This is a genomic window from Ruania suaedae, assembly GCF_021049265.1.
Classification (GTDB): Bacteria; Actinomycetota; Actinomycetes; order Actinomycetales; family Beutenbergiaceae; genus Ruania; species Ruania suaedae.
Map to the genome: position 1 here is coordinate 3321972 of NZ_CP088018.1, position 19991 is coordinate 3341962.

The window sequence follows — 19991 nt, forward strand, 5'->3', positions numbered from 1 at the left end:
GCACCGGGACACCGACGAGGAGGTCGCTGATGGCGCAGCGGACAGCGCACGTGCACGAGCCCTACGAGATCGAGCTCACCGGGCCCCGGACCCCGATCCGGGCCGATCAGGTCCCGCTCCGGGCCGAGTTCACGCACGAGTCCGGCCAGGCCATGACCGTGCTGGGCTTCTGGGACGGCGAGCGCCGCTACCTCGCCCGCCTCGCTCCCCCGCTCGCGGGAACCTGGACATGGCGCACCACCAGCGCCGCACCCGAGCTGGACGCCCGGACCGGCGAGTTCACCGCCGAACCGGCGCCTTCCACCGGCACCCACGGGATCGTCCGCGTCGCCGAGCGCTTCCACTTCGCGCACGCCGACGGCACCCCGTTCCGCCCGGTCGGAGCCACGGTCTACAACTGGATCCACCAGGACGAGGAGCTGCGCAGCCAGACGGTGGACTCCCTCTCCGAGGCGGGCCTGAACAAGCTCCGGTTCATGGTCTTCCCGCAGGCCGGTGGCTACGTCGAGCACTTTCCCGAGCTGATGCCGTTCGAGAAGACCGCGGACGGCTGGGACGTGGGCCGCCCGGTGATCGAGTTCTTCCGCCGCCTGGACTCCCTCGTCGCCGACCTCGGCGCCCACGGCATCGAGGCCGACGTGCTCATCTTCGACGCCTACGACCGCGGCGTGTTCGGCCTCAACGACCTCACCGAGGACCAGGACGCCGCCTACCTGCGCTACCTGGTGGCCCGGCTCGGCGCCTACCCCAACGTGTGGTGGTCGCTGTGCAACGAGTTCGACCAGATGACCGACCGTCCCACCGAGCGCTGGACGCGCGCCGGTGAGCTGCTCGCCGAGATCGACGCCCACGAGCACCTGCGCTCGATCCACAACTGGGTCGAGCTCTACGACTACAACCAGCCCTGGGTCACCCACGCCTCCATCCAGAACGGGTTCGCCACCGAGACGTTCGGCCGCGCGAGCCTGTACCGCGACGTCTACCGCAAGCCGGTCGTGCTGGACGAGATCAAGTACGAGGGCGACACCGAACGCTGGGGACGCCTGAGCGCCGAGGAACTGGTGGACCGGTTCTGGATCACCACCAGCTCGGGCTGCTACGCCTCCCACGGGGAGAGCTTCGTCACCGAGTCCGCCAGCCTGCACATCGTCGAGGGCGGCCGGCTGCGCGGGCGGAGCCCGGCCCGGCTGGGCTTCCTGCGGCAGGTGCTCGATGGGCTGAAGGTCCCCGGCCTGGACCCGATCGACAAGTGGGACGACCCGGCCTGCGTGGTGGGCAGGCCCCGCGAGCAGTACCTGGTCTACCTCGGCCGCGAGGCTCCCGCCGAGTGGACGTTCCGTCTCCCGCAGGGCCACGACGGCGACCGGCTCGAGGTCGGCGACGCCTTCGAGATCCAGATCATCGACACCTGGAACATGACCATCGCGACCGCCCCCGAGCAGTTCGTGCTCACCGACGTCCAGCGCAACGACGCCTACGCCACCGGCAACAACCCGCTGGCCCTCCCCGCGGGCGAGGCCATCGCGCTGCTGATCACCCGCGCATGAGCACCGAACGCTACTGGGAGTCCCACGCCCCGGGCGAGGGCCGCCGTCGCCCCCGGGCCGAGGCGGCCACGGACGTCCGCACCCTCTCCCTGAACGGCACCTGGCGGTTCCGGCTGTGCCCGACGGCGGCCGGTACCGGAGCCGCGTTCCTCGCCGCGGACTTCGACGACACCGCCTGGGACGAGATCCGCGTGCCCTCGCACTGGGTGCTGGAGGACGTGACCCCGCTGGCGGGCGGGGAGCCGCGCTCGCTGCGCGGTAGCGCCGAGGGGCCGCTGTACACGAACACCGCGTTCCCGATCCCGATCGACCCGCCACGGGTGCCCACCGAGAACCCGACCGGGGACTACCGGCTGGTCTTCGACGCCCCGGCGGACTGGGGCACCTCGATCCTGCGGCTGCGCGGCGCGGACTCCTGCGCGAAGGTGTGGCTGAACGGCGTCGAGCTGGGCTGGTCCACCGGCAGCCGGCTGCCGGTGGAGTACGACGCCCCGGTGCGCCCGGGCCGCAACGTGCTGTGCGTGCGGGTGCACCGCTGGTCGGCCGGCACCTACCTGGAGGACCAGGACATGTGGTGGCTGCCCGGGATCTTCCGGGACGTCGACATGATCGAGCGGCCCACCGCCGCGATCGAGGACCATCACGTCCACGCCGACTACGACCACCGCACCGGTCTGGGCACGCTCCGGGTGGACGCCGAGGTGGCCGACGGGTCACCGGCCCGCGTGCGCATCCCCGAGCTCGGGATCGACATCGACGCCGGGGAAGAGATCACCGCCGAGGTCACCCCGTGGAGCGCCGACCACCCGCGGCTGTACCGCGGCACCCTCACGACGGCGGAGGAGACCATCGAGCTGGCGATCGGTTTCCGCCGGGTCGAGATCTCGGGCGGCGTGCTGCTCGCCAACGGCACACCGTTGCGCTTCCACGGCGTGAACCGGCACGAGCACGACCCGGTGACCGGCCGCACCCAGGACCGGGCCACGATGATCCGCGACATCGAGATGATGAAGCAGGCCAACATCGACGCCGTCCGCACCAGCCACTACCCCCCGCACCCGGACTTCCTGAGCCTGTGCGACGAGTACGGGCTCTGGGTGGTCGAGGAGTGCGACCTGGAGACCCACGGCTTCATCTACGCCGGCTGGGAGAAGAACCCGCCCGACGATCCTGCCTGGTTCCCCGCGCTGCAGGACCGGATCGAGCGGATGGTCGAGCCGGACAAGAACCACCCGAGCGTGGTGATCTGGTCGATGGCGAACGAGAGCTGGACCGGCGCCGGCTTCGACCTGCTCGAGCAGTGGATCCGCGAGCGTGACCCCTCCCGGCCCGTGCTCTACGAACGCGACCCCTCGTACCGCAACTCCGACTTCTACTCCTGCATGTACCCCGAGCTGGACGCCCTGGAGGCGATCGGACGGCGGGAGGAGACCCGGCCCGAGAACGTCACCGACGCCGAGGATGCCCGCCGCCGCACCCTGCCCTTCCTGCTGGTGGAGTACGCCCACGCCATGGGCAACGGCCCCGGTTCGCTGCAGGACTACCAGCGCATCCTGGAGAGCTCGGACCGCTTCTGCGGCGGCTTCGTCTGGGAGTGGATCGACCACGGTTTCGATGCCCGCACCACCGACGGCACACCCTTCACCCTGCACGGCGGGGCGGTCGACTTCCGGCCCACCGGCGGGCGCTTCTGCCTGGACGGTCTCGTCTTCGCCGACCGCACCCCCAGCCCGGGCCTGACCGAGCTGGCGAAGGCGTATGCGCCGGTGCGGATCGCGATCGGGGACGCGATCGCGGTGACCAACCGCCGCCACACCACCGACACCAGCGACCTGCAGTGGAGCTGGGAGGCGCTCGTGGACGGCCGGAAGGTCGCCGAGGGCGCCCTCGAGATCCCGCCGGTCCCCGCCGGGGGCAGCGGTGAGGTGCCCCTGCCCGCACTGACCCTGCCCGGCGACGGCGAAGCCCACCTGACCGTCGAGGCACGCCTCGCGCAGGACACCCCCTGGGCCCCGGCGGGCCACGTGGTGGCCTGGAGCCAGCACCAGCTGCGCCCGGCTCCCGCCCTCGCACGCCCCGCGGGCGGTGAGGACGCTGCGACAGCGCAGCGGACGCCGTCGGGACTCGTGCTCGGCCCGGCCACCTTCGATGCCGACACCGGGCGCCTGGTGCGCCTGGGCGACCTGGAGCTGGAGGGGCCGTGGCTGGACGTGCACCGCGCCCCCACCGAGAACGACCGGGGCCAGGGCGGCCGCAACGACCTCTCGGCGGCGTGGGCCGCCGTCGGGATGGACCGGATGCTGGACCGGACGCTGGAGGTACGGGCCGATGGCGACCGGGTGCGCGTCACCGGCCGGGTGGCCGCCGCCACCCATCCGCACGCGCTGGAGTACGCGCTGGACTGGCACCTGCAGGAGGACCTGCTGTGGCTGGACGTGCACGTGGACTTCACCGGCCCCTGGGAGAAGACCCCGCTGAAGGGGTTGGAGATCGTGCTGCCCCGGCTGGGACTGCTGTTCGGCCTGCCCCGGGAGTACGCGCGGGCGGACTGGTTCGGGCGCGGCCCCGGGGAGACCTATGCCGACTCCTTCGCCGGCTCCCGTCTCGGCCGCTGGTCGGCCGCGATCGACGACCTGCAGACCCCGTACCCGGTACCACAGGAGAACGGCAACCACGTGCACACCCGGGAGCTGACCCTGTCCGGACCCGGGCTGGCGGACCTGCGCGCGGTGGGTGACCCGGTGTTCGACTTCACTGCGCGGCGCTGGACGTCCAAGGACCTGCAGGTGGCGCGCTTCCCGCACGAGCTGCGCGACTCCGGGCGGGTGTGGCTCAACGTGGACCACGGGCAGCTGGGCGTCGGCTCGGCCTCGGTGGGGACCAGGCTTCCGGACCGGTACCGGCTTCCGCGGACCAGCACGTCCTGGCGGATCGGGCTCGGTCTGGGCTGAGCCGCGGTGGCATCGGATGCATAATCATGCATGGTTGATTCTGTAGTTACCATCGGCTACGCTCACTCCGAGTCACACAGCAGGCCGCGCCGAGACGCGGCCCCCGTCAAGGAGGACGCATGAACATCCGCACCCGGCGCCGTACCGTCGCCGTCGCCAGCACCCTGCTCGTCTCGTCGCTGACCCTCGCCGCCTGCTCCGGCGGCGACGACAGCGGCTCCGGATCCGACGGCGGGTCCGACAACGGCTCCGACGCCGGCACCAGCATCGGGACCGACGCCGACAGCTTCGAGGTCCTGACCGCCAACGAGAACCCCACCCTGCGTGAGCAGCTGGACGCCCTCGCGGCGAACCAGTGCTCGGCCGAGAACGAGGCGCTCCCGCTGGAGCACCGCACCATCGCCCAGGGCGACACGGTGCAGCAGATCACCTTGCTTGCCAGCCAGGGCGCACTGCCCTCGCACTTCATCGCCGGCACCGACCAGGTCCGGCCCACCGGTGACCTCGGCGGCGGTGACCTCGTGCTCGACTACGAGGAGGCGTTCACCGAGGCCGGTGTGTGGGAGAACATCCTGCCGGCCGCCTCCTCGACCGTGGAGTCGGTCTACGGCCAGATGGTCTCGCTGCCGTACCAGTACAACCTCGAGGGCTTCTGGTACAACAAGGAGATCCTCGCCGAGCTCGGGCTCGAGGAGCCGCAGAGCTATGACGAGCTGGTCGACGCGGCGGATGCTGCGGCCGAGGCCGGCTACATCCCGATCGCCCAGTCCGGTGCGGACGGATGGCCGCTGACCCGCCTCATGGGCCTGTACATCTTCCGCAACGTCGGCCCCGAGGCCATGGCGGCCGTGCGCGACGGCGAGGCCAGCCTGACCGACCCCGAGTACGTGGCCGGCGCCCAGGCGCTGCAGGACCTGGCCCTGAACGGCGCACTCGGTGACGGCTTCATCTCCCGCACCGGCGACCAGGCCACCGCGGCCCTGCTGAGCGGGCAGGCCCTGATGAAGTACGACGGCACCTGGCTGCTCAGCGCTGTCAACGACGCCGAGCGCAACGAGGTCGGCGAGGACAACATCGGCTTCATGCCCTTCCCGGACGTCTCAGGCGGCCAGGGCTCGGCCGACCAGTACCCCGCCAACGCCGGCGCCGCGATGGCCATCAATCCCGAGACCTACGGTCCCCTGACGGCCGACTGGTTCGCCTGCATCGCCGAGAACTACGGCGAGCAGGCCCTCAACGAGGCCGGCGTGCTTTCCGGCTTCGCGATCAACGGCGAGGTCGGCGACATCCCGCCGGCCACCGCCGACATCCAGGAGCGGATCTCCTCCATCGACGAGACCGTGCTGTGGTTCGAGGCGCTGCTCGACTCCGAGAGCAACTCGCTGGCCTCCACGAACGTCTCCCTGCTCACCAACGGGGACATGACCGCCGAGGAGTACATGAGCCAGCTGCAGGAAAGCATCGACTCCAACCGCTGACGCGAGCTCGCCGGCCCCGCCCCCGGGTGGGGCCGGCGAGGTCTGCACGAAAGGATCACGCGATGTCGCGCGTCTTCGGGGACAGAAAGACCATCCTCATCCTGCTCCTGCCCACCCTCACGATCTACGTGATGCTCAAGGTCATCCCGGTCGCCTGGTCGCTGGGACTGTCCTTCTTCCAGGGCAACACCCTGCGCGGGTTCGAGTTCGTCGGGATCGAGAACTTCCAGACGTTCCTCTCCGATGACGCCGCACTGAACTCGGTGTGGGTCAGCGTCTTCTTCGCGGTGGTCGTCACCGCCGCCCAGGTCACCTTCGGGTACCTGCTCGCCCTGCTGTACGTGTTCGTGCTGCGCAAGGGCTCGGCGTTCGTGCGCACCGCGGTCTTCTTCCCGATGGTGCTGCCGACGGTGGCGGTGTCGCTGCTGTTCAAGAGCCTCATCGCCGTCGGGGAGAACCAGGGCCCGGTCAACGATGCGATCAACGCCTTCGGCGGCGAGAGCGTGGAGTTCCTCGCCTCGACCTCCGGCACCATGACGATCGCGATCGTGATGACGCTGTGGAGTTCGATGGGCTTCTACGCGGTGCTGCTGTACACCGGTCTGCTCGACATCCCCGAGGAGGTGGTGGAGTCCGCGCGGATGGACGGCGCCACCGGCCCGCGACTCGTGGGCTACATCATCATCCCGCTGTCGCTGCCGATCCTGCTCTCCTCGATCATCTTCAGCCTCAACGCCACCCTCAAGGTGTTCGACAGCCTGCTCGCCCTGAACAACGGCGGGCCGGGCACCACGACGGCGCCGCTGACCCTGTACATGTACCGGACCGCCTTCGAGTACGCCGAGTACGGCTACGGCAGCACCATCGCCCTAGCCCTGACGCTGCTGTGCCTGGTGTTCACGCTCGTCGTGTTCCGGCCCTCGAGCAAGCGCGTGGAGGACTGAGATGACCACCGCACCTGTTGCCGCCCCGTCCCGGCTCTCCGGCCCCCGGCCCCGGCCGAAGCCGATGCACCGCCGCGCTCGCCTGATGGCGCGCCGCTTGCCCGTCTGGCTCCTGGTCGCCGTCCTGCTGCTGGTGATGCTCTACCCGCAGTTCTGGATGATCATGGGGTCGTTCAAGACCCAGACGGAGTTCTTCGCGAACCCCACCTGGGCACTGCCCGAGCAGTTCAACCTCGACAACTACATCGATGCCTTCACCCGCGGCAACGTCGGCATCAACTACCGCAACTCGATCCTGGTAACGCTGCCCTCGGTGGCCCTGATCGTGCTGGCGGGGCTCTCCGCCGGGTACGCCCTGGAGATCATGATCTTCAAGGGCCGCCGCCAGATCCTGCTGTTCGTGATGGGCGGGATCATGGTGCCCGGGCAGATGATCCTGGTGCCGCTGTTCACCGTGTACTTCCAGCTCGGCATCACCGACAGCCTGCTGCCGATGATCCTGACCTACACCGCGATGGGCATCCCGCTGACGACGTTCCTGATGGCGGCCTACTTCCGGGCCATCCCGAGGGAGATCTTCGAGGCGGCCACGGTGGACGGTTGCGGGCCGTTGCGTTCGTTCTTCGTGATCGCGATCCCGTTGATGAAGAACTCGATGCTGACGATCGGCCTCATCCAGTTCTTCAGCGTCTTCAACGATCTCCTCATCGCGCTGACGTTCACCACCCGGCCTGATCTGGCGACCATCCAGGTCGGTCTGCTGAGCCTGTCCGACCAGTACGGCTCCACCCAGTACGGGGCGCTGTTCGCCGCCATCAGCATCAACATCATCGTGCTGCTGATCGTGTTCGTCTTCCTCAACAAGAAGATCATGGCCGGTCTGGCGGCCGGATCGGTGAAGGGCTGAGACCCTCATGCCTTCGCTGCCCGACGGCGTCCGTCACCTCGCGCCGCAGCACCGGCATCCGGAGCTGCTCGTGGGGCCGACGTTCGAGGCCGGCGACTGGCGCAGCCTCGGTGTGGACTGCCCGTTCGTCTTCCGCGCCGGCGGGCGGCTGGGGATGACCGTGGTCGGGTGGGACGGGCGCGGCTACCAGTCGGGGCTCGCCTGGTCCGACGGCGAACGCTGGACCGAGCCGGACCTGATCTTCGGCCGGGTGCCGGGATCGGCGCACCGCCGCCACAACGCGGCCATCACCTCGCTGGCGCGGGACACCGAACTGCTCGGCCAGGGCGCGTTGGTCCGGATCGACGGTTGGTACTACGGGACCTATCACGCCTACCCGGACGCCGGCTATGAGGCGGGCTCGGCGGTGATCGGGTTCGTGCGCTCGCGCGACCTGGTCACCTGGGAGGAGACCGGCGGGTTGCTGCGCCCCGAGGACGGGGCGGCGTGGGAGCGGGGCGGGCTGTACAAGTCGTGGCTGATGCGTCACGAGGGTCGCTGGTGGCTGTTCTACAACGCCAAGGACAAGGCCGAGGGCGCCTGGGTCGAGCAGACCGGCGCCGCGATCTCCGATGATCTGGTCACCTGGGAGCGGGTCAGCTCGGAGCCGTTGCTGCCGGTCGGCCCGCCGGGGTCCTTCGACGAGCGCTTCGCCTCCGACCCGTGCGTGCTGCAGGCCCCGGACGGCACCTGGGTGATGTTCTACTTCGGCCTCGCGCCGCGCCGCGGTGCAGTCGACCTGGTGGCCACCTCCCCCGATCTGCTGACCTGGACGCGCGACCCGGAGCCGCTGCTGAAGCCGGGGCCGGCGGGATCGGTGGATGACCTCCACGCCCACAAGCCCTCGGTGATCCGCGACGGCGACCGGTTGTTGCACTTCTACTGCGCCGTGCGCCGGCTGAACGAGCCGGTCACTGTCGGTGAGCACGCCACCGGTGAGCATCGCGGTATCGGCCTGGCGTGGTCGGAGGTGCCGCGATGAGCATCGATCGGGAGGCCGTGGTGCGCCGTCACCACGTCCGCTACGCGGGCCCGTGCCCGGAGGCCCCGGTCTCGGTGGGTAACGGCGAGTTCGCCGTCACGGTCGACCACACCGGCCTGCAGACCTTCGCCGACCGGTACGAACGCAACGCCGCCCGCGCCCGCAAGGAAGCGGCCACTCCACTGGGCCTGCAGGCGCAGTGGGGCTACCACTGGTCGCCCAACCCCCGCGGGTACACCCTGGCCGACACGATGGAGACCTTCGAGAGCCCGCGCGGGCCCGTGCAGTACCCGACGGCGTACGACTTCCGCGAGTCGCGCGAGGAGTCCGAGGCCGCCGGGCGCGGGGCCGGGTATCACTTCTGGACCAACCCCCAGCGGCTGCACCTGGCGCAGATCGGGCTGCAGCTGGACGGGCAGCTGCCGGAGTGGGAGGAGGTCCAGGGGATCGGCCAGGAGCTGGATCTGTGGACCGGGATCGTCGCCAGCCGGTTCCGGATGGACGGGCACGAGGTACGCGTCCGGACGGCGGTCGACCCCGAACGGGACTGCCTCGCCTTCGAGGTGGATGCCGCTCCCGAGCTGGGCGGGCGTCTGTCGGTGCGCGTCGCCTTCCCCTACGTGGAGGAGAGCTTCGAGGCGCCGCCGGTGTGGGACCGCCCCGAGGCGCACCGCACCGAGTACACCCGCGACGGCGTAGCGCACCGCTGGCAGCGCACCGTGGACGAGGCGCGCTATCAGGTCCGTGCCGCGGGCACGTTCTCGGTGAGCGGTGACCAGCACGAGTGGGTGCTGACGCCGAGCGAGGCGGTGCTGCGCGGCGCGGTGGAATTCGCTCCGGAGCTGCCCGCCGACCCGATCTCCTCCCCCGGTGAGGTGCTGGCACGCTCGGCCGCCGGCTGGGAGGACTTCTGGCTCCGCGGCGCGGCCGTGGACCTGTCGGTCAGCACGGCCGAGGGTGCGCACGAGCTGGAGCGGCGGATCGTGCTCTCGCAGTACCAGACGCGGGTGCACTGTTCGGGCTCCACGCCACCGCAGGAGACGGGCCTGGTGTGCAACAGCTGGGGCGGCACCTTCCACCTGGAGATGCACTGGTGGCACGCCGCCCACTTCCCGGCCTGGGGCCGGCCCGAGCTGCTGGAGCGCAGCCTGGCCTGGTACGAGTCGATCCTGCCGGTGGCGCAGGCGGGCGCGGCGGCGCAGGGGTACGCAGGCGCGCGCTGGCCCAAGCACGTCGGACCGGAGGGGATCGAGAGCCCGAACGAGATCGGGCCGCTGCTGATCTGGCAGCAACCGCACGTGATCAGCTACGCGGAACTGTTGCGCAGCGGCGCCGCGGACGGGGCGCCCGTGCGGCAGCGGTACCGGCGGCTGGTGGACGAGACGGCGGAGTTCCTCGCCTCGTTCGCCCTCGCCGGTGAGCGCGGGACGTTTCACCTGCCACCGCCGCTGATGCCCGCGCAGGAGGTCTACGGCGCCGAGAACACCTGGGACCCGCTGTTCGAGGTCGCTTACGTGCGCTGGGCGCTGCTGACGGCGCTGGCCTGGCGCCGCGCGGACGGGCGGGAGGAACCGGAGCTGTGGGCGCGGGTGGCCGACGGGCTGCGCCCGGTGGTCAGCGACGATGGTCACTACGACGCCGTCCAGCGTCCGCCCCGCACCGTCTACACCGACCACCCGGCGATGCTCGGGGCCCTGGGGGTGGTGCCCGACACCGGCGCGATCGACCACGAGGCGATGCTGCGCACCCTGGAGCGGGCGTGCGAGCAGTGGAACTGGCGCAGTGCCTGGGGCTGGGATTTCCCGATGATCGCCATGTGCGCCACCCGGTTGGGCCGGGCGGACGTCGCGCTGGCCGCGCTGCTGCGCACCGAGGACAAGAACACCCACCTGCCCAACGGGCACAACCGCCAGGTGCCGCACCGGATGCCGTTGTACCTGCCCGGCAACGGCGGGCTGCTGATGGCCACGGCCCTGCTGTTCGGGGGCTGGGTGGACCCCGACGGCGTCCATCGCCGGGTCGAGCTGCCGTCAGGCTGGTCGGTGGTCGCCGAGGGGTTCCCGCCGCGGCCGTGACACGGAGCCAAGCCTGGCTGGCCGGGAGTTCGGGGCTCCACTCCTCTCGATCTCAGCCCACCAAAACGTGGCTTCCACGACGTGACAGCCGGTATGGGAGTCCGTTTGGCGGAGTCCGGTCCCCGGTCAGCCGCTGCTCGTCGCCTCAGTGAAGCGTCCCATCGGCGGCTGAGACGCCGCTACCGAGCCGAGAAAGCCCAGAGAGCCGGAGATCGAGTCGGCCGTCTCGATGACCTTCCCGGCCAGCTCGGCTTCGCGCTCGGCAAGGTTGATCGCCGTCAGCGGACCCGAGATGGAGACGGCCGCGACGATCTGCTGGGACCGATCGCGGATCGGCGCGGCGATGCAGGAGCGCCCGAACGCTAGTTCTTCGTGCTCGGTTGCGTAACCCCGACCCCGAATCGTGCGTAGCTCCTCGGTCAGTGCGTCGAGCGTGGTGATCGTCCTTGGCGTGCAGGCGGCGTAGCTGGTGCCGAGAAGGGCCCTGACGTCGTCCTCGTCCTGGTCGCTGAGCAGGCACTTGCCGAGGCCGGTGGCGTGCAGGTACCCGGTGCGGCCGGCCATGTCGTAGTTCTTCGGGGCCGCAGCTCCCTCGAAGTGACACACGTAGAACAGTTCCGCCCCCTCCTGGAGCGCGACGTTCACCCCCAGGCCCGTCTGTGCCGCCACGTTCTGCGCGACCTGCCGGGCGGCGGTGTAGATCGGTGAGCTGTTCAGTGCCAGCGCACCCAGCGCGACGGCTCGGTGCCCCACGCGGTATAACCCGGAGCGAGCATCGCGCTCCAGGAAACCCAGGGCATCGAGGGCGCCGACAAGGCGCGAGACGGTCGACTGACCCAGGCCCGAGAACGCGACGAGCTCGGAGATCCGGTGCTCGGGCGCCTGGTCGGTGAACGCCTCCAGCAGCAGCAGCGCACGCTCGACGCTCTGCGTCCCCATGGACTCCTTGGACGACTCTCGCGGCATCTCTTTCCCCTTCATCACGTGGTCGAAGTATACGGGCCTCACCCATCTACCGGACATCATCGCCGATCCGTGGGTACGTCATCCAATCGATTCCCATCATATGCATACAATGTGCGCGTAGTGGGTTATAGTCGCTCACGGGTGGATCACCCATAGCGGCCCCGTTCGGGGTGAGCTGGTACTGACAAGGGAGTGAGTGATGGGTTCCAGGTTGACGAAGCAGCGGGTGGCAGCGGCAGGTTTGGCTCTAGGGTTGCTCGCCCTCACCGCATGCTCCGGGTCGTCGACGGGGGGTGGATCCTCGACCGGCGAGTCCGACGAGGTGACGATCACCGTGGGCAACCAGCCCGACGACAACCAGCCCGAACAGCTCGAGCTCTTCAACGCACAGCTCGAGGCGTTCCGGGAGTTGCACCCGAACATCACGATCGAGGCCGAGATCACCAAGTTTGATCCGCAGACGTTCAACGCCCAGCTCAGCGGAGGCACCTTGCCGACGACGATGACAGTGCCCTTCACGCACGTAGGGTCACTCATCGAGCAGGGTGCCGCACTCGACCTCACGGACCACATCGACGACGACGAGATATTCAGTTCCCTCAACCCGGCCCTGAACACGATCTCGCAGGACACCGAGGGCAGTCGCTACGGCATCACGGTCCAGGCCTACACCTTCGGCCTGATCTACAACCGGGACCTCTATGAGCAGGTTGGGCTCGACCCGGACTCTCCCCCGACCACCTGGGACGGGGTTCGCGAGAACGCCCGACTGATCTCTGACGAGCTCGGCGCGACCGGCTTCACCATCGCGACCACGGGCAACACCGGTGGGTGGACGCTGACCGCGATGTCCTACTCCAACGGAGACACGATCCAAGAGCTCGACGGTGACCAGGCCACCGCCACCATCGCCAGCCCGGGAGTGGAGACCAGCCTGCAGTTCCTGCGCGATCTGCGGTGGGAGGACGAGTCCTTCGGCTCGAATGTGCTCCTAGAGACGGCGGACCTGAACACCGCCTTCGCGGCCGGCGACATCGGGCAGTACGCGGGCGGTGCCGATGTCTACCGGAACCTGGTGACGACGTTCGAGGCCGACCCCGAGAGCATCGGCATCGGCCCGTTGCCGCAGAGTCCGGACGGACTGGGCACACTCGGCGGCGGATCGGTGAGCATCGTCAACCCGACCGCGACCGAGGCGGAGGCCGCGGCCGCTCTGGAGTGGGTCAAGTACTCCTACCTGCAGAAGTACAGCGACGAGGACGCCGCGGTTGCCGACGCCGAGGCAGCCATCGCCTCCGGTGTCCCCGTCGGGCTTCCCCAGGTGCCGCTCTTCGACGAGGCCGGCAACGAGCAGTACCTGTCCTGGATCGAGGACAGCATCAACGTCAACCGGGACAACTACACGGTCTATCTCGACAGCATCAGTGCCCTCCCGGTGGTGGCTGAGCCCGCCGTGGCCGCCGGGTCGACCTATGGACTCCTGTCGACCGTCGTGCAGGATGTGCTGACCGACCCCGACGTCCAGGCAGCGGAGGCGCTGGCGGCAGCCGAGTCGGAAGGACAGGCATTGATCGACGCCGAGTCCTGATCACTCGACTGCCCCGTCCACCGCCACCAGAACCCGGTGGGCTGGGTACGTCGACCCGACGTACCCAACCCACCGATCCGGAGTCGCCGTATGTCCAGCCTGACACGCACGCCTGGTCGCACCAGAGGGCCGATCGCGCGCGTCACCTCATGGTGGCGCAATGGCGGTCCGGCGGCTCTGCTGTTCCTGCTCCCGCTGCTGATCTGTTTCGGCTACTTCGCATGGTGGCCCATCATCCAGGGGCTCCTGCTCTCGTTCCAGGACACCAACTTGGTGCTGGAGTCGACCTGGGTGGGTCTGGTGAACGTCGAGCGCGTCCTGGCCGATCCTCGCCTGGGTACCGCTGTGGAGAACACGACCCGGTTCGCGTTGCTGTCGATCCTCATCGGCTTCCCGCTACCCGTCCTGCTCGCGGTAGCGATCAGCGAGCTGCGCCGAGCCAGAGCCCTGGCCGGCATCCTGGCCTACACGCCGGTCATCATCCCACCGGTCGTCAGCGTGCTGCTCTGGAAGATCTTCTACGACCCGTCCTCGACCGGCCTGTTCAACGATGTGTTGTCCCGCGTGGGGTTGGGCCCGGTCGAATGGCTCCAGACCACCACCACCGTGATCCCCGCCATCGTCGTCCAGGCAACCTGGTCCAGCATCGGCACCGCGACGATCATCTATCTCGCCGCCCTCACCAGCGTCCGTGCTGATCTCTACGAGGCCGCTGAGCTCGATGGCGCGCGCATTTTTCGGCGCTTCTGGCACATCACCCTGCCACAACTGCGCCCCGTCATGCTGTTGCTGCTTCTCCTTCAACTCATCGGGGTCTTCCAGATCTTCACCGAGCCCTTCGTCATGACGGGGGGCGGACCGGCGAATGCGTCGCTGACCGTGCTCATGCTCATCTTCAACTACGCGTTCATCGACGGCGACTACGGCAAGGCTGCAGCGCTCAGCCTCATGCTCGCGGTTGTGCTCTCCGCCTTGTCAGCCGTCTACCTCGCCGCCACTCGCCGATGGAGCCAACACTCATGAGCCTGCTCACGCGCGCCAACCGGGTCATGCCCCGCCGATCCCTGCGGCACAAGGGCCACGAGGCGGAGCGCAGCATCATCTCGCCCCTGGATCGCCGCCGCCCCGCGACGCGGGCGGGCCTCGGCGTCATGTCGACGCTGCTTCTCAGCTCGCTGCTGCTGGTCGCGGGCGGGCCGCTGCTCTGGTTGGCGAAGAGTGCATTCTCGACCACCCAGGACATCATCGCCGATCCCTTCACATGGTGGCCCAGCGGCATCCAGTGGACCAATCTCGCCGACGCCTGGTCGCGCGCAAACTTCGACACGTACTTCCTCAACACGGTGTGGATCGCCGTCGGGAGCTGGGCGTTCAGTCTGATCGTGGCGGTCTGCGGTGGGTACAGCCTGTCGGTGCTCCGACCGAGCTATGGCAAGTACGTCAACGTAGGTGTGCTCGCCACCTTGTTCATCCCCGGCGTCATCTCCTTGGTCCCGCTCTACATCACCGTGCTGGACCTTCCGCTAGTGCACATCAACCTGCTGAACACCTATTGGGCCGTGTGGTTGCCTGCGGCCGCCAGCGCGTTCAACGTGCTGCTGGTGACGCGATTCTTCGACGGCCTGCCCAGAGACATCTTCGACGCGGCCAAGATCGACGGTGCGGGGGCGTTCGGCGTGTTCTGGCTCATCGTGATCCCGCTGTCCCAACCGATCATCGCCACCGTGTCGCTGCTGTCGATCATGGCGGCGTGGAAGGAGTTCCTGTGGCCCTTCCTGGTACTCCCCTCACGGGATCTCCAACCGCTGTCCGTGGGCCTGTACCGGGCGGTCGAGGTTTTCCCGCTCAACCTCCAGATCGCCGGGATGTTCATCTCGGTGATCGTGCCGTTGATCGTGTTCATGCTGTTCCAACGTCAGTTCCTCAAGGGTGTCGGCCAGAGCGGTGCCCTCAAGGGCTAGGTGCACGCAACATCGCTGCCGTTGCTCACTGGCAGTGCCCTGCGAGGATCGCGCGAGCCACTCGCGTAGGGCAAACGCGTGGAGCCGGGGCTGTCCGATACTGGGCGCGTGTCATCGGCACTGAGCGCGATGCTCTGCAGGTAGAACGCAGCCGGTGGTCCGCCACCAGCCGGAAGAAGGGCGAGCCCCACGGGTCGAGCGTGACCACATCGCAGAGGAACAGGTCCGCGCACTCGCTTGCATGGCGTGCCGTGACCCAGGACGACGTCGCCCATCACAGAGCCCGTGGGCTCCAGAACACGCGTGGCAATGATGGTCCCGGCAGCGACGACGGGTACTGGATCAGGCAGAAGCGGTTGGTGCGTCGCCATGGAGTCGCGCTGGAAACTCAGGTCGACCTGAGATCAAGACGGAAGAGGCCGAGCAGTGAAGATGGGTGAGGCCGCCCGGAGCATCGTCGTCGACGGCGCACGTCATCGGCTGCACGCACGACCTCCTCATCCGATATCAGGACCGTACGAGGTACGCCTCGGCCAGCCCGCGGCCCGGTCGAGGAACCGACCGCGTCAAGAGCCTCACTGCCGGCACCAGCTAGGGCGCTCGCCCCAGCCTCGGAGCTGGCAACCGTTCTTTGAGGTGGTACTCATGTCGACAGCATCGCGACGGTCGCCTCGTCGACCTCGACGCCGAGACCTGGCCCGTACGGGACCTGGAGCGTGCCGTCGGTGGGTGGTTCCTCGAGAAACGGCGCGCGGACGAGGTCGCGTGAACGGCGCGCCACAGCTGGCGAGTATTCCATCGCCACCAAGTTCGGGTGGGCCGCGCACAGGTGCAGCGCCGCGGCGTAGGCGAGGCCGGTCGCCATCGAGTGGTGAGGGGCGAACCCGACGTGGCTGGCCTCCATCACCCGGGCGATCGCGTCCAGCTCCGAGATGCCGCATCGACCGACATCCGGCTGCGCGATTCCCAGTGCCTCGACCCGTGCCCAGTTCGAGAAGTCGAACCGGCTGCGCATCGCCTCACCCGCCGCCACCGTGATACCGCTCGCACCGACCATCGCATGGCCACGATGGTCCTCGGGTGCTGTGGGGGCCTCGAGGAACCAGGCGCCACGGGCTGCGAGCTCGCGGCCCAGCAGCACTGCTTGCGCACGATCGTGGCGCCAGTGTGCGTCAACAGCCAGGCGGACCGAGGTCGCCGCCGACCCCAGGGCCGAGGCGACCTGGTCATACGCGTCGATGGTGGCCGGGACGTCGTCGACCAGGTGCAGCTTGAGTCTGCTGAGTCCGGACTCGACCGCGGCGGCAGCAGCCTCGGGCCTGGCGTCGCCGGCGGGCAGGTCCGTGAGGTAGACGGGCACCTCGTTGCGGGTGGCGCCCCCAAGCAGCCGGTGCACCGGCACCCCGAGCAGCTTGCCTTCCAGGTCCCACAGCGCCAGGTCGACGGCGGCGACGGCATCGGCATGGTGGCCCTCGCGATGACCTCGCTCCCGCATGACGCTCTGCAGCAGCGCGGTCATCGGGCGGACACCACTGACCTCCTGTCCGACGATCAGCGGGCCCAGCAGATGGGTGATGACAGCTGCCGGCGCCTCGGGGACGACGGGGCTCAGGCACTCCCCCCACGCCACGACGCCGTCGGCGACCACGCGAACCAGCAACGTCTCATCCGTGGCCGGGTAGACCGATCGCGTGCTGCTGCGGCGGTACCGCGGACCCGCCGGGTCGACGGTGGTGCCGGCGCGCGGGAGGCGCAGCACGTACGGGGTGACGGACTCGATCTCCGTCATGACACTCCTCCGGCCCAGCAGGGCGTGGGGGCGGCGCCCACCCCGACCTCGGCCGCATGGATGCGGCCGGCTCGTTCGTCGTCGGCCTCGACGCCCACACTGGCGGTGCTGATGTAGCAGTACCCACCATGCAGCGCGACCGAAGTCGGCCTCGCCGTACCCACGTCGACCTCCAGCAGCACCCGCCCGTCGGGTGAGATCCGCTGGACCAGCGCGGCGTCCCACAGCGCGACCCAGACGCACCCACTCTCGTCGACGGCGATGCCATCAGGGTTGCCCTGCTCGAAGCGGAACACCTGACGCCGGTGCCGGAGCGCTCCGCCGATCACGTCGAAGACCTCCAGCGCTCGACCCGGCAACGTGTCGACGTAGTACATCAGCCGCCCATCGGGTGTGAAGCTGATTCCGTTGGAGACAGTCACCCCGGTCAGCACGGTCTGCACCGAACCGTCGGTGGTCACATGATAGAGCGCCGCTTCCGGCAGTCGGGCATGTGACTGGCTCCCCACCCAGAACGACCCGTCCGGCGCGCACACGCCGTCGTTCAGCAGGCACCGGTCGTCAGCCAGCACATCGGGCAGCACCGTGCTCACCGAACCGTCGGCCGCCACTGCGAGGACGTCGCGCCCCGCCGCCACCAGGAAGCCGCCTGCGCTCGCGGGTGCTACGCAGCCCACTGCGGGGGCCACCGGCAGGCGCGTGGCTGGGCCCGTAGTCATCCCATCAGGGTGAGCCGAGAACATCGCCCCGTCGCGCATGTCAACCCACAGCAGGCGGTTCGACCGCCCATCGAGACGCAGCGACTCGCCTTGCCGGTAGGCAGCGGTCGTGACGGGCTCTGCTGCTATCCGACGAACCACGACCAGCCTTTCGAGAGACACCACATTGTACGGATCGGATCCATACTATGATTGTTTGAGCCTGATGATAGCTCAGAAGCCTCATGAAATGGAGATACATGTCAACGCACCCCCCGATCAGTGGCTTGGTACCCGTGCTGGCGACACCGTTCACCGACGACGGTGGGCTGGATCTCGACAGCCTTGAGCGGTTGATCGAGTTCCAGCTGGCATCCAGCGCTGACGGTCTCGCGATCTTCGGTATGGCTTCGGAGGCCTTCAGCCTCTCGGACGACGAGCGCCATCAGATTCTGCGCACGACTGTGGCGACCGCGCATGACATCCCCGTCGTGGCCGGCGTCTCTGCGACCGGCCTGAGCGCCGCCGTCGATCAGGTCCGCGTGGCCGCGGACGGTGGTGCGGCCGGCGTCATGGTGCTGCCGCCCCACCTCGTCAAGCCACAACCCGCCCACCTGATCGACTTCTACGGCGGTGTGGGCGAGGAGGCGCAGCGCCTGGACATCGACGTCATGGTGCAGGACGCTCCGGGCGCCACTGGTGTGCAACAGTCCGTGGCGCTGCTCGGCGAGCTCGCTCGGCTACCGGGCGTGGCCAGCATCAAGGTCGAGGCCCCACCCACCGTGCCGAAGATCCATGGCGTCGTGGCCGAGGTCGCGGACACCCAGGTCGTCGTCCTCGGAGGGCAGAACGCCCAGTTCGTCCTGGACGAGTACGCCTGCGGCGCCCAGGGCACGATGCCGGCCGCGGAGTTCACCGACGTGTTGCGGGAGATCCTGGACAGGTGGGACGAGGGGGCCCGCAAAGAAGCGCGCGCGCTCTTCGCTCGACTGCTGCCGCTCATCGTCTGGGGATTGCAGGCTGGTCCGGCGTGGGCGGTCCACAAGGAAGTGATGCACCACCGCGGCATCATCAGCAGTGCCCGTGTCAGGATGCCCGCGCACACACTGGAGCCCTATCAACGTGAGCTGCTCGACGAGATCGTCGAGCAGCTCGACCTGGAGGTCAGACGCGCATGACCGAACGCCGCAGGGTGGTCCTGATCGGCACCCGTTCCACCATCGGGCGCGCGATCACTGCGGCGTACCGATCGCTGGGGTCGCCGATCGTCGGGATCGACATCGTCGAGGACGACAACGACCGGCTGAGCCATGTCATCTGCGCCGACATGTCCGATCCCGCAGCAGCACTGGCAGCCATCGCCGAGGCGGACGCACACCTGGGTGGGGTCGACACCTTGATCACGGCGGCTGCCTTTCAGGCCAGGGCGAAGATGCATCTGACCACTCCGGAGCATTGGCAGGCCGTTTTCGGGGGCGCCGTCGATACCACCGTCAACGCACTGCGCGAGACGCTGCCGCGACTGGGAACGGGCGGTAGCGTCGTCGTGATCAGCAGTGTGAACGCCGTGCTCGCTCATCCGGGGCTACCCGCCTATGCCGCGGCCAAGGGCGCGCTGAACGCCCTCGTCCGGCAGGTCGCGCTCGACTACGGAAACCGTGGGATCCGCATCAACTCCGTTGCGCCCGCCCTCGTGGACGGCAACCACGACCCCCTGCGCCAGCGCGGCTATCCGCTGGGACGAACAGTGACCTCCGATGAGGTCGCCGCCGCCGTCACCTTCCTTGCCTCGGACGCTGCGTCCGGTATCACCGGAGTCTCCCTACCTGTTGACGCCGGCCTCAGCGTCGTCTCACCCACCGTGTTCCTTCGGCCTGACCTGCTCGACCGGCTCGAGGCCGACGGGTAGTCGTACAGGCGCGTGTCGTACGGCACCCAGAGGTCGGTGGTCTTGCCCGCAGGTCCGGTTTCAGGAGATGGCTGAGCCAGATCAAGTAGAGCTCGACGTCGTCATCATCGGTGGCGGCCCGACCGGGCTGTCCGCCGCCCTCACGCTCGCTCGGGCC

Annotated in this window: 15 protein-coding genes; 12 read left to right on the plus strand and 3 right to left on the minus strand. The window is 68.9% G+C overall.

The genetic code is table 11. From position 1 onward, the window contains the following. Window positions 1-29: 29 nt before the first annotated feature. From LQF12_RS15395 to LQF12_RS15425, 7 genes are all read left to right on the plus strand, one after another. Window positions 30-1547 carry an apiosidase-like domain-containing protein gene (locus LQF12_RS15395; protein ID WP_231053779.1) on the plus strand — a complete coding sequence of 506 codons (1518 nt, stop codon included), beginning with the start codon at window positions 30-32 and terminating at the stop codon, window positions 1545-1547. After that, window positions 1544-4498, plus strand: coding sequence for a glycoside hydrolase family 2 TIM barrel-domain containing protein (locus LQF12_RS15400; protein ID WP_231053780.1), 2955 nt, complete (start codon window positions 1544-1546; stop codon window positions 4496-4498). The genes LQF12_RS15395 and LQF12_RS15400 overlap by 4 nt, the downstream gene beginning before the upstream one ends. 119 nt (window positions 4499-4617) lie before the next feature. After that, window positions 4618-5976 carry an ABC transporter substrate-binding protein gene (locus LQF12_RS15405; RefSeq protein ID WP_231053781.1) on the plus strand — a complete coding sequence of 453 codons (1359 nt, stop codon included), beginning with the start codon at window positions 4618-4620 and terminating at the stop codon, window positions 5974-5976. 62 nt (window positions 5977-6038) lie between these two features. After that, window positions 6039-6920: a carbohydrate ABC transporter permease gene (locus LQF12_RS15410; RefSeq protein ID WP_231053782.1), complete on the plus strand. Its 882-nt coding sequence runs from the start codon at window positions 6039-6041 to the stop codon at window positions 6918-6920. Between the two features lies 1 nt (window position 6921). Continuing rightward, complete coding sequence (locus LQF12_RS15415) at window positions 6922-7827, plus strand: carbohydrate ABC transporter permease (RefSeq protein WP_231053783.1); 906 nt, start codon at window positions 6922-6924, stop codon at window positions 7825-7827. Window positions 7828-7834: 7 nt separating this feature from the next. After that, window positions 7835-8848, plus strand: a complete 1014-nt coding sequence (locus LQF12_RS15420) for a glycoside hydrolase family protein (RefSeq protein WP_231053784.1) — start codon at window positions 7835-7837, stop codon at window positions 8846-8848. Further along, the gene (locus tag LQF12_RS15425) at window positions 8845-10923 is read left to right on the plus strand and encodes a hypothetical protein (protein WP_231053785.1); all 2079 of its coding nucleotides are present in this window, start codon (window positions 8845-8847) and stop codon (window positions 10921-10923) included. The genes LQF12_RS15420 and LQF12_RS15425 overlap by 4 nt, the downstream gene beginning before the upstream one ends. A gap of 126 nt (window positions 10924-11049) precedes the next feature. Here LQF12_RS15425 and LQF12_RS15430 read toward each other — a convergent pair whose 3' ends face one another. Continuing rightward, window positions 11050-11862, minus strand: coding sequence for an IclR family transcriptional regulator (locus LQF12_RS15430; RefSeq protein WP_231053786.1), 813 nt, complete (start codon window positions 11860-11862; stop codon window positions 11050-11052). Between the two features lie 226 nt (window positions 11863-12088). On the opposite strand from LQF12_RS15430, the gene LQF12_RS15435 reads away from it, so the two are divergent. From LQF12_RS15435 to LQF12_RS15445, 3 genes are read left to right on the plus strand one after another with little or no spacing between them, the layout of a single operon-like run. Then, window positions 12089-13477 (plus strand): ABC transporter substrate-binding protein, encoded by a 1389-nt coding sequence (locus LQF12_RS15435; protein WP_231053787.1) that lies wholly within the window; start codon window positions 12089-12091, stop codon window positions 13475-13477. A gap of 36 nt (window positions 13478-13513) precedes the next feature. Continuing rightward, window positions 13514-14500: a carbohydrate ABC transporter permease gene (locus tag LQF12_RS15440; protein ID WP_231053788.1), complete on the plus strand. Its 987-nt coding sequence runs from the start codon at window positions 13514-13516 to the stop codon at window positions 14498-14500. Then, window positions 14497-15438 carry a carbohydrate ABC transporter permease gene (locus LQF12_RS15445; RefSeq protein ID WP_231053789.1) on the plus strand — a complete coding sequence of 314 codons (942 nt, stop codon included), beginning with the start codon at window positions 14497-14499 and terminating at the stop codon, window positions 15436-15438. The genes LQF12_RS15440 and LQF12_RS15445 overlap by 4 nt, the downstream gene beginning before the upstream one ends. Window positions 15439-16081: 643 nt before the next feature. On the opposite strand, the gene LQF12_RS15450 is transcribed toward LQF12_RS15445, so the two are convergent. Beyond that, on the minus strand, window positions 16082-17227 hold the full coding sequence (locus tag LQF12_RS15450; protein ID WP_231053790.1) for an enolase C-terminal domain-like protein: 1146 nt from the start codon (window positions 17225-17227) through the stop codon (window positions 16082-16084). Then, window positions 17224-18111 carry an SMP-30/gluconolactonase/LRE family protein gene (locus LQF12_RS15455; protein WP_354004682.1) on the minus strand — a complete coding sequence of 296 codons (888 nt, stop codon included), beginning with the start codon at window positions 18109-18111 and terminating at the stop codon, window positions 17224-17226. Before LQF12_RS15455 ends, LQF12_RS15450 begins: the two co-directional genes overlap by 4 nt. A gap of 74 nt (window positions 18112-18185) precedes the next feature. Between LQF12_RS15455 and LQF12_RS15460 the strand changes: the two genes are divergently transcribed. Then, a complete protein-coding gene (locus LQF12_RS15460) occupies window positions 18186-19103 on the plus strand; it encodes a dihydrodipicolinate synthase family protein (RefSeq protein WP_231053791.1) in 918 nt (305 codons plus the stop codon). Further along, window positions 19100-19834, plus strand: a complete 735-nt coding sequence (locus LQF12_RS15465) for an SDR family NAD(P)-dependent oxidoreductase (RefSeq protein ID WP_231053792.1) — start codon at window positions 19100-19102, stop codon at window positions 19832-19834. Before LQF12_RS15460 ends, LQF12_RS15465 begins: the two co-directional genes overlap by 4 nt. Window positions 19835-19991 lie beyond the last annotated feature (157 nt).